Origin of the sequence: Rhizobium sp. WSM1274, assembly GCF_025200775.1 — a bacterium.
In the GTDB taxonomy this organism is placed as follows: Bacteria; Pseudomonadota; Alphaproteobacteria; order Rhizobiales; family Rhizobiaceae; genus Rhizobium; species Rhizobium leguminosarum_I.
In genome coordinates, this window is sequence record NZ_CP104138.1 from 3,322,551 (window position 1) to 3,334,933 (window position 12,383).

At 56.7% G+C, this 12,383-nt stretch carries 13 protein-coding genes; 11 read left to right on the plus strand and 2 right to left on the minus strand.

What is annotated here, in order from left to right:
• Positions 1–21: 21 nt before the first annotated feature.
• From N2600_RS16710 to N2600_RS16760, 11 genes are all read left to right on the plus strand, one after another.
• A complete protein-coding gene (locus tag N2600_RS16710; RefSeq protein ID WP_222295655.1) occupies positions 22–1,173 on the plus strand; it encodes a glycosyltransferase in 1,152 nt (383 codons plus the stop codon).
• Complete coding sequence (locus N2600_RS16715) at positions 1,173–1,679, plus strand: acyltransferase (protein ID WP_170257253.1); 507 nt, start codon at positions 1,173–1,175, stop codon at positions 1,677–1,679. Before N2600_RS16710 ends, N2600_RS16715 begins: the two co-directional genes overlap by 1 nt.
• Positions 1,676–2,578 carry an exopolysaccharide glucosyl ketal-pyruvate-transferase gene (gene pssM, locus N2600_RS16720; protein ID WP_064247959.1) on the plus strand — a complete coding sequence of 301 codons (903 nt, stop codon included), beginning with the start codon at positions 1,676–1,678 and terminating at the stop codon, positions 2,576–2,578. The genes N2600_RS16715 and pssM overlap by 4 nt, the downstream gene beginning before the upstream one ends.
• Positions 2,579–2,728: 150 nt before the next feature.
• Positions 2,729–4,231 (plus strand): lipopolysaccharide biosynthesis protein, encoded by a 1,503-nt coding sequence (locus tag N2600_RS16725; protein ID WP_170257254.1) that lies wholly within the window; start codon positions 2,729–2,731, stop codon positions 4,229–4,231.
• 30 nt (positions 4,232–4,261) lie between these two features.
• Entirely contained in the window at positions 4,262–5,293 is a 1,032-nt protein-coding gene (locus tag N2600_RS16730) for a polysaccharide pyruvyl transferase family protein (protein WP_064247961.1), read from the plus strand.
• A gap of 10 nt (positions 5,294–5,303) precedes the next feature.
• Positions 5,304–6,125: a galactosyl transferase gene (locus N2600_RS16735; protein ID WP_170257255.1), complete on the plus strand. Its 822-nt coding sequence runs from the start codon at positions 5,304–5,306 to the stop codon at positions 6,123–6,125.
• A gap of 83 nt (positions 6,126–6,208) precedes the next feature.
• Complete coding sequence (locus tag N2600_RS16740) at positions 6,209–7,153, plus strand: glycosyltransferase (RefSeq protein WP_170257256.1); 945 nt, start codon at positions 6,209–6,211, stop codon at positions 7,151–7,153.
• Between the two features lie 24 nt (positions 7,154–7,177).
• The gene (locus N2600_RS16745; RefSeq protein WP_260296838.1) at positions 7,178–8,062 is read left to right on the plus strand and encodes a glycosyltransferase family 2 protein; all 885 of its coding nucleotides are present in this window, start codon (positions 7,178–7,180) and stop codon (positions 8,060–8,062) included.
• Positions 8,059–9,039, plus strand: a complete 981-nt coding sequence (locus N2600_RS16750) for a glycosyltransferase family A protein (protein ID WP_260296839.1) — start codon at positions 8,059–8,061, stop codon at positions 9,037–9,039. The genes N2600_RS16745 and N2600_RS16750 overlap by 4 nt, the downstream gene beginning before the upstream one ends.
• Before the next feature lie 209 nt (positions 9,040–9,248).
• Positions 9,249–9,707 (plus strand): glucuronosyltransferase, encoded by a 459-nt coding sequence (locus tag N2600_RS16755; protein WP_170257259.1) that lies wholly within the window; start codon positions 9,249–9,251, stop codon positions 9,705–9,707.
• Positions 9,704–10,180, plus strand: coding sequence for a glycosyltransferase (locus N2600_RS16760; RefSeq protein ID WP_170257260.1), 477 nt, complete (start codon positions 9,704–9,706; stop codon positions 10,178–10,180). Before N2600_RS16755 ends, N2600_RS16760 begins: the two co-directional genes overlap by 4 nt.
• Positions 10,181–10,222: 42 nt before the next feature.
• Here the strand turns inward: N2600_RS16760 and N2600_RS16765 are convergent, their stop codons facing one another.
• Together N2600_RS16765 and N2600_RS16770 are read right to left on the minus strand one after the other, a co-directional pair.
• Complete coding sequence (locus N2600_RS16765) at positions 10,223–10,918, minus strand: SGNH/GDSL hydrolase family protein (RefSeq protein WP_170257261.1); 696 nt, start codon at positions 10,916–10,918, stop codon at positions 10,223–10,225.
• 149 nt (positions 10,919–11,067) lie between these two features.
• Positions 11,068–12,375 (minus strand): HlyD family type I secretion periplasmic adaptor subunit, encoded by a 1,308-nt coding sequence (locus N2600_RS16770; protein WP_017965745.1) that lies wholly within the window; start codon positions 12,373–12,375, stop codon positions 11,068–11,070.
• Between the last annotated feature and the right edge of the window lie 8 nt (positions 12,376–12,383).

Here is a 12,383-nt window from a genome sequence, read left to right on the forward strand (position 1 = left end):
AACGGAGACGCGAACAGATTCATGAAAAAAGCCGTTATTTATGTGGAAAAATTTTTGCCTGCCAGCCAGGCATTTGTTCTTAACCAGGCGGTAGCGTTTCGTACTTTCGAAGCTGAAATTCTTGCCGGCTCGCGAATTTCTTCGGCGCATACAAAAAAATCCACTGTTCCGGTTCATGACATCCGTCGGTCTCCCATTGCGCGGGCCGGTGAACTGCTGCTGAAAATCCCGCAGATCGGCCTTCCCTTCCTCTTTCCTGCGATCGGCAAAGCCGATCTCGTTCACGCCCATTTCGGTAAGAACGGCTATGTCATTGGCCCGCTGGCCCGGGCCGCCGGCAAGCCGCTCGTCACGACGTTCCACGGCTTCGATGCCACCTATTCCGGCGACCCGAAAAAGCCGGGCGGCTTCAATCAGGTGCGTTTCTTCGCCAAGGGCCGGAGCGAGATGGCCAGCTGGAACAGCTGGAACATCGCCGTTTCCGATTTCATCCGCGACCGGCTGCTGGCCCTCGGCTTTCCAGCCGAACGCGTCTATCGCCATCATATCGGCATCGATCTCGATCTCTTCAAAATGGAACCCCGCCCCCGAAAAAAAGGGCTCGTGGTTTCAATTGCCCGCTTCGTCGACTATAAGGGCCATCGTTTCATGATCGATGCGCTTTCGCGTGTGGCCGCCGCCGGCACCCCCGTCGAATTCGTCATGGTCGGCCAGGGTCCCTTGAAGGAGGAAATCGAAGCACTGGCGCGTCGTTCCTTGCCAAGCGTCACGATCCATGAAAATCTGTCGCAGACTGAGATAAGAGATCTGCTCGCCAGTGCGGAGCTTTATCTCCATGGAAGCGTGACCCTCGACAATGGTCACGCCGAAGCTTTCGGCCTCGCAAATCTCGAGGCGGAAGCCGTCGGTACTCCGGTCGTCGCATTTCGCTCGGGAGGCGTCGGCGAAGCGATCGAAGAGGGGAAAACTGGTTATCTCGTGGAGGAGCGGGATGTCGCGGGAATGGCGGACGCGGTCGGAAGACTGCTCAACGACCAGACCCTGTGGACAGCCTTTAGCGCGCGGGCACCGCTTCTGGTGGCCGAGCGCTTCGACTTACGTCGTCAGACGGGGACGCTCGAGGACTATTACAGTTCCGTGCTAGACGAATTTTCCAGCCGGGGTCGGACTTGATGGTGCAGACGGGAAAAAAGCCGAAGTGGGGACTGAACGTATTTCGGCCACTGCGGAACGGATTTGTGAAGGCCAAGTGGCTCTATTATACGAAATTCTGGGGAATGGATATCGATCCGACGGCGAGCTTTTCCTTGAGCGTGCGTTTCGACAAGACCAACCCGAGGGGATTGCATATCGGCGCGGAAACTTACGTTGCCTTTGAGGCTGCGATTCTGACCCACGACCTCACACGCGGGCTCTACCTTCACACGAGGATTGGCAAACGCTGCTTCATCGGCGCCCGCAGCATCATCCTGCCCGGCATCGAGATCGGCGACGAATGCGTCATCGGCTCGGGCTCAGTGGTGACCAAGAGCATTCCACCGCGCTCGCTTGTGGCGGGCAATCCGGCAAAGATAATCCGCAGCGACATCAAGATCATTTCGCGTTACGGACGCATGGCACGCGAAGACGAGACGGTCTCGCAGATCGTGACGCACTTGCCGACTGGAGAAGCACGATGAAGATGTTTGCCTACCGGGGGAAACACGAGAATTTTGGCGACGAACTGAACCATTGGCTTTGGGAGCGCCTGCTGCCCGGCTTCTTCGACGACGACGAAAGCCAACTTTTTCTCGGCATCGGTTCGATTCTCTATGACAATTTCGACCCGAATATGCAGAAGATTGTCTTCGGCTCGGGCTATGGCGGCTACACCAACCCGCCGAAAGTCGATCGCAACTGGACATTCTATTTCGTGCGCGGAAAGAAGACTGCCGAAATCCTCGGCATCGATCCGAGCTACGCCATCGGCGATTCGGGTATCCTCACGCGCAGCTGCTGGGATGCGAAAAGCATCGAGAAGCGCTACCCGGTCTCTTTCATGCCGCATTACGAAAGCGCGATGTATGGCAGTTGGGATAAGGCCTGCGAGCTCGCAGGGATTCACTATATTGATCCCCGCTGGTCTGTGGAAAAGGTTCTGACCGAAATCAGCGCATCGCATAAAGTTGTCTCCGAGGCGATGCATGGCTGTATTATCTCAGACGCGCTGCGCGTTCCCTGGCGGGCTATCCGGCCGATCGCGCCGGGGAATCGAGCCAAGTGGTACGATTGGGCAAGTGCGCTTGATCTCGAGATCGACTTCGACGCGATTGGCCCGTCAAATATCGTCGAAGCAGGCGCGTCGCTGGTACGGAAAAACACCTACCTTTTGAAGAACATAACGTTCCGCCACCGCCGCATCCGACAGCTCACTGGCAACTATGTCTTTGGGTCGACGGTCAAGACGTTGCAGCGGGTAGCAGAGAAGCCGGGCCAGCTCAGCACAGATGAGTCTATTATAAAGGCGCACGACAGAATGCTGCTTGAGCTAAACCGACTGAAGCAAGATTTTTCCAAGAAAACGGCAAGCGTCGTGTGATGTCGCAAACCGAGTTCGTGACGAGGCAATAGCCATGATCCTTTCTAACTCCATCAACCCGCTCTGCCCTGACGAAGGGGAGCAGCACTTTGGACGGGTGTGCAGCCCACTTAAATGGTCGATGTCCTCGTCGTGCGGAGCCATTGATCTATGAGCAGTGTTACCGACCGGCTGATCCAAGGTAGCATATGGCTGAGTCTGTCCCGCGCCATCGTCAACGGGCTTTCCGCACTCAGCACCTTTGTCCTGGCCTGGTATCTCGTGCCGGCCGACTTTGGTCTCGTTGCTATCGCAACGACGATCCAGGTCATTTTGAGCTCCGTCACCGAACTCTCGCTCAATCAGGCGCTTATCCGCCACGATTCTCCGAGCGAAGTTCACTTCAGTGCGGTGTGGACATTGAGCGTGACGCGAAGCGCGGTATTGGCGCTACTGTTTGCCGCCAGTGCCTATCCGATCGCCGAGTTTTACAACGAGCCTCGGCTGACAAGCGTCATGCTTGCCTTGAGTTTCAGCCTGCTCCTGAGTGGTCTCGCCAATCCACGCCGCGTCATGCTCCAGCGTGATCTGATCTTCTGGCAGGAGTTCGTACTGAACGTCTCGCAAAAGCTGGTCGGCTTCGTCGTGACGGTGGCAATTGCTGCCATCTACCAGAGTTACTGGGCGCTCGTTGTCGGCACCCTCGCCTATCAGGTCACGAATATCATCGTTTCCTATACCGTCCTGCCGTTCTGGCCGCGCATAACCTTCCGGCATGCACGGGAATTGTTTTCGTTTTCGCTCTGGCTGACGGCCGGACAGATCGTCAACACGCTGAACTGGCGGGTCGAGTATCTTTTAATCGGCAAGATGCTGGGCGCCACGCAGCTTGGCCATTATACCGTCGGCAACACTCTTTCGACTCTGCCAACGCGCGAGGCGACGGCGCCTTTGAACCAGACGATTTACCCAGGCTTTTCGAAGGTCCGCAACGACCCGGTCCGGCTTGTCGCAGCCTATCAGCGTGCACAGGCGCTTCTGGCGGCGGTGGCGCTTCCGGCCGGAATCGGCATGGCAGTGGTAGCTGATCCGATGATGCGGCTTGCCTTGGGAGAAAAGTGGGTTCCCGCCATCTTCATCGTACAGGCGCTCGCATCGGTCTTCGCTCTGCAGACCCTCGGTTCGCTCGTCCAACCGCTGGGCATGGCAAAAGGCCATACCAAGATGCTGTTCATCCGCGACACGCAGATGCTGGTGGTCCGCGTGCCCATCATCATCGCTGGTCTCATGATGGCTGGGCTTCCGGGCGTCGTTTATGCACGCGTGTTGACGGGCCTGATTTCCACCGTAGTCAACATGCTTCTCGTCAAGCGCTTGATCAATCTGCCATTCTTCCAGCAGCTCGCGGCAAACTTTCGCGCGCTTGCCAGTGTCGCCGTGATGGCTGCCGGCGTCTGGGGATTGTCGCATGTCCTGAACACTCCCACCGACAAGTTGGCGCTGGCCCTTCACTTGGCCATCATGGTCGTCACCGGCGGTATCCTCTATGTCGGTTCCAGCTTTGTCCTTTGGCTCGCGATGAAGAAGCCAAACGGCCCGGAAACTGAAGTTCAGCGTATCGTTGTCAAGTTCCTGTCAAAAGCCAAACGTATTGCCGTACCCAAGTCGGCCTGAAGCGAAACGAACATCAAGAAGAGAGGCAGAATGACCAGCCAATCCAGATCGGAGCTGATCGCAAAACTCAATGGCATGATCCATGATTGCCTCAAGGACTATGTCTCGCGCGACGAACCGCTTGCGATTCTCGACTTTCCTGACATCCGCAATTGCGGCGACTCGGCAATCTGGCTGGGTGAGATGGCCTATCTCAAAGATCGCTTCGGCAAGCGCCCGGACTATGTTTCCAGACTGTACGACTTCTCCGCCGACGAACTGAAACGGCGCGTACCGACCGGCCCGATCTTCATTCACGGCGGCGGCAATTTCGGCGATATCTGGGTTGCCCACCAGGATTTCCGCGAAGCGATCATGGAGCGTTTCCCGGATCGGCAGATCATCCAGTTCCCGCAGTCGATCCACTACAGTTCGCCTGAGCGCATCGAGCAATCCAAACGGGCAATCGGGCGCCACAAGAATTTCGTGCTGCTCGTGCGCGACGAAGAATCGAAGGAGTTTTCCGAAAAACACTTCGACTGCACCGTACGTCTATGCCCCGATATGGCTTTTGCCATCGGCCCGCTTGCGGAAAGGGCGACACAGATTCCCGTCCTCGCCATGTTGCGGGAGGATGCGGAACGGGTTGGCGGTACCGATCGCAAAATTCCTTCCGATATTCCTGTGGAAGACTGGATTACCGAGTCGAAACGGAAGGTCGATATCGCCAAGAAGTTGGGGGTAGCTTCGGCCTATCTCGCATTGAAGCCGAGCGAAGTTGCCTTGCGCAGACTGGACGCTGCGGCACACAACCGTTTCGAGCGCGGCATCAGTCAGATTTCGCGTGCCCGCGCAATCGTGACCGATCGCCTGCACGTCCATATCTGCTCGCTGCTGCTCGGCCGTCCGCATGCCGTGCTGGACAACAGCTATGGAAAGATCCGCCGCTTCATGAATGCTTTCTCCGGCGGAACCGACCTTTCATACAAGGCAACCTCGCTCGAGGACGGAATAGAGTGGGCGCGTGGTCAGGCAGCCAAGGGGCGTGTCGATGAAAAAGAAGCTGTAAGCTTGCGGGCTTAAGGGGCATTCGATGACACTTGTCACCTTCATTATCCCGGTCCGCCATCAGGACAATGCCCGCGATTGGAGCAGGCTGAAGGCAAACCTGACCCAGACCGTGGCCTCCATTTCCAACCAGACCAACGGAGACTGGCGCGGCATCATCGTGGCAAACGAAGGCGCCGATCTGCCTGACCTGCCGGAAAAATTCTCCGCCGTGCGTGTCACCTTTCCGCCGAACGACCTGCATGAACTTGGAAAGGGCAGCAAAGAAGACTTCCTTGATGCCTTCCGGGCCGACAAAGGCCGTCGCGTTCTGAGCGGCATGCTGAATGCCACCGACAGTCGCTTCTTCATGATTGTCGATGACGACGATTTCGTCAGCTCGCGGATCGTTCAACACGTATTCGACAACCGGGACGCCAACGGATGGACGATCGACCATGGTTATATCTGGGACGATGGCGGCAACTTTCTGTTTGGCCATGACGACTTCAGCCATCTCTGCGGTACATCGTTGATCATTCGTGCCGATCTCTACGAACTGCCGACCCGCTTTGAGGATGCTTCGCTGGACTGGATCAAGTCGATGCTGGGCAGCCATGTCCGCATAGCGGATATTCTTGCGCAACGGGGAGCGCCGCTCACGAAGCTTCCCTTTCGCGGGGCAGTCTATCGGGTCGCCCACGGCGGATCGCACAGTCAGGCACCCAGTTTGCTGCGGCAGTATTTCCTGAACCGCGGCGTACTCACCAAACCGCGGCGGTGGTTGCGCAATCTTCGTAAGCTGAGGATAGTCGGCGAGGGTCACAGGCGCGAGTTTTTCGGTAAGACGCGGTCGAACCCCGCGTAAGCGCCGATCCCATTCGAACATCGCACAGGCGGTCAAAATATGAAGCTCTTCTCTTTCGACTTCACCAAGAGGGTTGGTAACTGATGTCGGATCTCTTCGTCAGCGTGCTCTTTTCATCTTACAATGGCGCCAGCCGCCGGCTGCGCCATACTTTGGATTCCTTAGTGCGCCAGGAGCTTCCGCATGATCGATGGGAATTGGTTGCTGTCGACAACAATAGCAATGACGATACGTTTGAGATTTTGAAATCGTATAACGAGAAACTTCCGATCACCGTCCTGCAGCAGCGCAAACCGGGAAAGTCCGGCGCACTGAATTTGGCTTTGGATCGAGTTAAGGGAGATCTTATCGTCTTTACGGACGACGACATACGCGCCGAACCGAACTGGCTGAAAGCGATCGTCGACTGTGCCATCGCGCATCCGGGCTATGGCGTGTTCGGAGGCAGAATCGTCCCCGACTGGGAAAAGGAGCCGAAGGGCCGCTTTATCGATTGGATTCCCATGGGCTCGACTTTCGCGATCGTCGATGAAACGCAAAGCGGACCTTGTGACCCGACGAAAGTCTGGGGTCCTAACACGATCATTAGGCGAGAGTTGCTCGGAACGAGCGTCCGTTACCGCGAAGATATCGGTCCTCTTCCAGGGAAGATATTTGCCATGGGTGAGGATGCGGAAATCATCATTCGTCTCGCAGCGAATGGCGCGAAATCCTATCGATGCGCAGAGGCCGTGGTTCATCACTGGATACCGGCATCAAGTGTCACTGAGGATTGGGTGCAGAAACGAGGCGAACGGCTTGGTTATGGCATGCCGGCGCTCTTTCCCGACGAGATACCTGAAGGGGTGAGGCTAAGCGGAGTTCCACTACCGATCTGGATCGAAAGCGCGCAATGGGCATTTCGGGCAGCCATGCTTTATCTCCTGCCGCAATCGAAGAAGCGTTTCTGGGCTATCTGGAAATATTACTACATGCGTGGATATCGTGCTGGAATTCGCCGGTATGCGCCCCAGACACTAGCCCGGTGATCGATTGGCCCAGGAGGCGGTAGTTTGAAACTCTCGGTGCTCATCAATAATTTCAATTACGGTCGCTTTTTGCGTCCATGCATCGACAGTGTGTTGTCGCAGGCCTACCCCGACTTCGAAGTGGTGGTGGTCGATGACGGATCGACCGACGATTCCCGCCAGATCCTTGCCTCTTACGGCGAGCAGATCCTGACGGTATTGAAGGAAAATGGTGGCCAGGCCTCGAGCTTCAATGCGGGCTTTGCGGCGGCAAGCGGCGATATCCTCTTTCTCCTCGATGCCGATGATGGGTTTCTGCCCGGCAAACTTGCTCGTATCGCCGAGATCTACGATCGCAATGAGATCGACTGGTGCTTCGATCGGGTGACGACCGAGGAAAGCGACCTGCCGCCTGCAACGCTGCAAGTGAGACTGTTCGACAAGCGGGACACGCTTCGCAGGGGCGGCTTCCCCTCACTTCCGGTTCCGACATCGGGCTTGAGCTTCCGCCGCCACCTGCTGTCCCAGATCCTGCCGATGTCCGTTGCAACAGACGTCGTCCTCAGCGACAATTATATCAAGTTTGCTGCTGCCTTTCTCGGCCGCGGCGCGATCGTCGAAACACCGCTGACGTTTCAGCGCATTCATGAGTCGAACCGCTACACGGGCACAAGCAGGGCAAAGACGCTGCGCCCGCGGATCATGATCGCGACTGGGCTGGAGCTGGCACGCCGCTATGACGGGCTGCAGGCACTCGGCAAAAGCCTCGTGGCCGGCGGAATTGCCGAAACGACATCGCTTCTGAAGCTCCGGAGCGAAGCTCGCAACACGGTGGCCGGCGGTCCGTTCGGCGATGCTGCCGCGACCGAAGTGGCCTTGATGGCGGCGCGCAAACGTTTGGGAAATATGCTGCGGAGAGGACAGTCATGAGTCAGCAACAGACTTTTCCGCATTCATCCGTCGGCACGGAAGCAGGCAGCGCACCGCTGAATATCGCCGTCGGCGTGCTGACCTATCGACGCCTCGACGGGATCGCCAAGCTGCTCGACGTGATGACGCGCCAGGTCAGGCATCCGGATCGTCTCTATCATCTCACTATGGTGATCGTGGATAATGATGCGGCCGGCAGCGCAAAGGCCACAGTGGAGGGTTTCGGCCAGACAGGTGCCTACGACCTGATCTACGTCATCGAACAAAACCAGGGCATACCCTTTGCGCGCAATCGCGCGTTGGATTCAGCGCCCCTCGGCACCGACCTCTTCTGCTTTCTCGACGATGATGAATGGCCGGTCGACGGCTGGCTGGACGCGATGCTGGAGACAAGAGAGAAAAACCGCGCCGATTGCGTCTATGGCCCCGTCCAACCGGTCTATCCCGAAAACCCGCCGGAATATTTCATCAAGGCAAGGGTGTTCGAGCGCAAGAAGAACAAAGACGGCCAACGCATTTCTTATGCCGCCTCGAACAACGTCATGTTCGACTATCCCCTGATCCGCTCATGGAATCTGCGTTTTGAAGAGAAGATGCGCTTCACCGGGGGCACGGATTATCTGTTCTTCAATCAGGCCATTCGCCGTGGCATGCAGGTTTTCTGGGCTGATAAGGCGCTTGTCCATGATATCGTTCCTGCCAGTCGGATGACGTGGAAATGGGTATTGCAAAGACAATACCGGCTCGGCAATACCTTCGCAGTCAGCGAGGTCCTGCATGGCAACCTCAAGCGCCGGATCTATCGCGCGGCCTATGGCGCCACGAGAGTCGTGCTTGGACTGCTCATGCTGCCGGCGATCTTGATTTCGCCCTATTGGGGCATGCGAGCCCTCACCCATGTTCTGCGCGGTGCGGGCATGGTTAATGGAATTCTTGGACATGCATATCAGGAATACAAGCCCAATGCCGCTCTCTGATATTGTTTGCAAGAGCGCCCTTGGAAGAGTTCTGACCCTTATTATCTTCCCGATGAAAACTCATGAGTGATTGACTGTCCATGAACTTCAAGGCTTCAACCAACCGGGCCAAAAAATGCTACACTTCTACTGAACTATCGTGACACAGCCGCTATTCGAACCGAATGGTTTTTCGCGCTTCATCGGTCAAATATAGGAGATGCCTGTCTATGGCTGAGAAAAAATTGAAGGTTCTCGCTGCCTCGTCGGGAGGCGGCCACTGGGAGCAGCTGATGGCGATGCGCGGTGCATTCGAGGGCTGCGATATCGTCTTTGCGACGACCATCCCGGGACTGCTTGCAAAATACGACATTCGGGACGGACTGGTCCTTCCCGATTGCAGCCGCGACTCGATTACCATGTCGATCCGGTGCTTTTTCAGCGCCTTCTCCATCGTCATCAAGCAGAGGCCAGACGTCATTATCTCGACCGGTGCGGCGCCCGGGCTTTTTTGCCTGCTTGCTGGCAAATTGACGGGCAAGCGGACGATCTGGATCGATAGCGTCGCCAATGTCGAGAAGCTGTCCCTATCGGGTAAATTGGCCGGCCATATTGCGACGCTCTGGCTCACGCAATGGCAACATCTGTCGCGGCCGGATGGCCCCCATTACGCTGGAGCTGTCCTTTGATCCTTGTCACCGTCGGAACACAGCTGCCGTTTGATCGCCTCGTCAGGTCTGTCGACACCTTTGCAAAGGAACTGTCCAAACCGGTTCTGGCGCAGATCGGCAGAGGCAGTTACACGCCACAGAATATGAAATGGATCAAGAATATCGAGCCTAAGGACTTCGATAACGTTTTTCGCGATGCAACGGTCATCGTCTCTCATGCGGGAATTGGTACAGTGCTCACGGCCAAGCGTTTTGGGAAGCCGATCATTCTCGTTCCCCGACAGGCGGCGCTCGGCGAGCACCGAAACGATCATCAGCTTGCCACGGTCGGCCAGCTCGCAGGCCGACCGGGTATCTACGTCGCACATACCGATGACGATCTCAGGAACTATCTGCTTGAAGAGCTGGATAGCCCGTCTCACGAAGATTCGTCGGAGGCCGGCCGGGCTTCGCTGGTCACCTACTTGAAAACCTATATTGCGGCCGTCTGACCTGGAAGCCGCTAAAATCTGTGACGGATTTGAGAAATCTTTTCACTCTCCGCAATTGTTGCCGGCGATATGTTTGACGAGTTCAGGCGCGATGATTTTGGAGGCCATATCGGGCTGAGGATGCACGCCGTCGGGAATTGCCGTGGCCAGGTCATCCGGTGTAAGACGCTCCCAGTTGGCCCGGTGGTCGACAAACTCCAGACCACGTTTTTCCGCCTCCGCCTGATGTGCAGAGACATAACTATTGACGAAGGGGCGGATCAGCCCACGCAATCCTGAAAACGGATTCATGGCCATGACGATGATCCGCGCTTGCGGCAGGCGCTGCTGGAGCTGGTCGAGAATGTCGCCGATATTCTTTCGGCTTTGAGCAAGCGACACGAATCGATGCAATGTTGCATCATTGGCGTAGAGTTCAATTAGGATGATATCCGGCTGCGCGGCAACCACGCGATCAACTTGGGTAAGGGCCCATAATGACGTCTCGCCGCTCTTTGCAACACTCTCGACTTTCACGGGCCTTTGCAGGCAGGCTGCAAGCCTTGTCTCGAGAGCGGGCTGCCATCCCCCGCGAGCCGTTAAGGATGTGCCGAAAGCCACTATTTTCAGCGGCTGAGCGCCATCGGCATGGCCGTTTTTGACCGCTGAAAACATTACCAGACACGCCAGAAACAGAACCAATCCATAAGCCGATCGCTTCTCAGTCGGCGCCCCTCGCCAAGGCAGCAAACACATCATGGGGAGACCTTGCAGCAGGCTTGAGACAATTTGGTGAAATGGCCGCTCATGCCCATTCGAGCAAGGCGAAACTATCCAACCTCAGCCTGGCGGATGATACCGGCTGCTTTGAGATGTTAAGGCTCCTAACGACCCGAAACAGCCGCCAATCACTCCTGGCGAAATACGTGTTGCATCTGATCGGTCAGCGGCTTCGTCAGATAGGATATCACGGTCCGGTCGCCGATCTTGATGAAGACCTCGGCCGGCATGCCGGGATAGAGCTTTATCGTCTTCAATTTGGCAATGCTTTCAGCTTTCGGCTTGACGCGCAGGGGATAGTAGCTGATGCCCGTGCGCTCATCCTTGACGATATCAGGGGCGATTGAGGTAATCTCACCGCTCACATCAGGCGTCGTGCGTTGATCGAAAGCGCTGAAACGCACATCGACGGACTGGCCGACGTGAACCTGATCAATATCGCGGGTGGCGACTTTCGCCTCGACCGTAAGTTCGTTATTTTCGGGAACGACGAGCATCAACGTCTGACCGGGATCGATAACACCATTGACGGTGTGAACCGAAAGTTCGTGAACTCGCCCAGTCAACGGTGCGGTAATGTCGAGACGGTGCAGCTGATCGACTGCGGTTCCGCGGCGCTCTTCATATTCGGCGATCTGCGCCTCGACGTCGGTCAGGTCCTTTGCAATTTCCGAACGACGATCCTCATCCAGCTGGATCGACTGGCGATCGATCTCGATTGCCTTACCTTCGGCCTCCGCCTTAGCTGCGATTTCCTGGCCGCTGTTGCCCTGGAGATCGGCGCGGGCGCGCTTGAGCGTATTCAAACGCTGGAGCGTGACGAGGCCTTTCTTGTAAAGCGTATCAATGCCTTCAAGCTCCTGTTCGATCAAGCCCAGGGAATCGTTGGTGGCGTTGATCTGAACCACCAACCCCTTTACCTGCTCGGCCAGTTGATCCTTGCGGGATGCCAGCTGGCTCTTCATTCCGATGAGCGCCGTCCTGCGACTGTCGAACAATTTCTGCTCGCCATCGAGAAGCTTCTGCGCCGAAGTGCTGGATGTCAGATCGCTGATGTTTTCCTCGACCTCGAACGATTCGGCGCCGATCCGTTCCGCCTTCAGACGGGCACGGCGCGCATAAAGCTGAGCGAGCGTGCTTTCGACAATCGAAAGGTTCGCTCTGGTCGTCGTCCCATCGAGCCTGATCAGGACCTGCCCTGCCGTCACATGGTCGTTTTCCGAGACCAGCAATTCCGACACGATACCACCTGTCAGGTGCTGGATCTTCTTTACATCGCCGTCGACGACGATTACGCCCTCGCCGATGACTGCGCTCGACAGCTCTGACGTCGCCGCCCAACCGCCAATGCCGCAAACGAGGGCTATCGACAACACACCGACGACGGCAACATGCCGATTGAGGGAGCGTTTCGATTCACTGATAACCTTGATCACAATCTTCC

Excerpts from the sequence above, each read along its gene's own strand:
- N2600_RS16710 (WP_222295655.1), top strand. The coding sequence starts at position 22 with ATGAAAAAAGCCGTTATTTATGTGGAAAAATTTTTGCCTGCCAGCCAG.
- N2600_RS16715 (WP_170257253.1), top strand. The coding sequence starts at position 1,173 with ATGGTGCAGACGGGAAAAAAGCCGAAGTGGGGACTGAACGTATTTCGG.
- pssM (WP_064247959.1), top strand. The coding sequence starts at position 1,676 with ATGAAGATGTTTGCCTACCGGGGGAAACACGAGAATTTTGGCGACGAA.
- N2600_RS16725 (WP_170257254.1), top strand. The coding sequence starts at position 2,729 with ATGAGCAGTGTTACCGACCGGCTGATCCAAGGTAGCATATGGCTGAGT.
- N2600_RS16730 (WP_064247961.1), top strand. The coding sequence starts at position 4,262 with ATGACCAGCCAATCCAGATCGGAGCTGATCGCAAAACTCAATGGCATG.
- N2600_RS16735 (WP_170257255.1), top strand. The coding sequence starts at position 5,304 with ATGACACTTGTCACCTTCATTATCCCGGTCCGCCATCAGGACAATGCC.
- N2600_RS16740 (WP_170257256.1), top strand. The coding sequence starts at position 6,209 with ATGTCGGATCTCTTCGTCAGCGTGCTCTTTTCATCTTACAATGGCGCC.
- N2600_RS16750 (WP_260296839.1), top strand. The coding sequence starts at position 8,059 with ATGAGTCAGCAACAGACTTTTCCGCATTCATCCGTCGGCACGGAAGCA.
- N2600_RS16755 (WP_170257259.1), top strand. The coding sequence starts at position 9,249 with ATGGCTGAGAAAAAATTGAAGGTTCTCGCTGCCTCGTCGGGAGGCGGC.
- N2600_RS16765 (WP_170257261.1), bottom strand. The coding sequence starts at position 10,918 with ATGATGTGTTTGCTGCCTTGGCGAGGGGCGCCGACTGAGAAGCGATCG.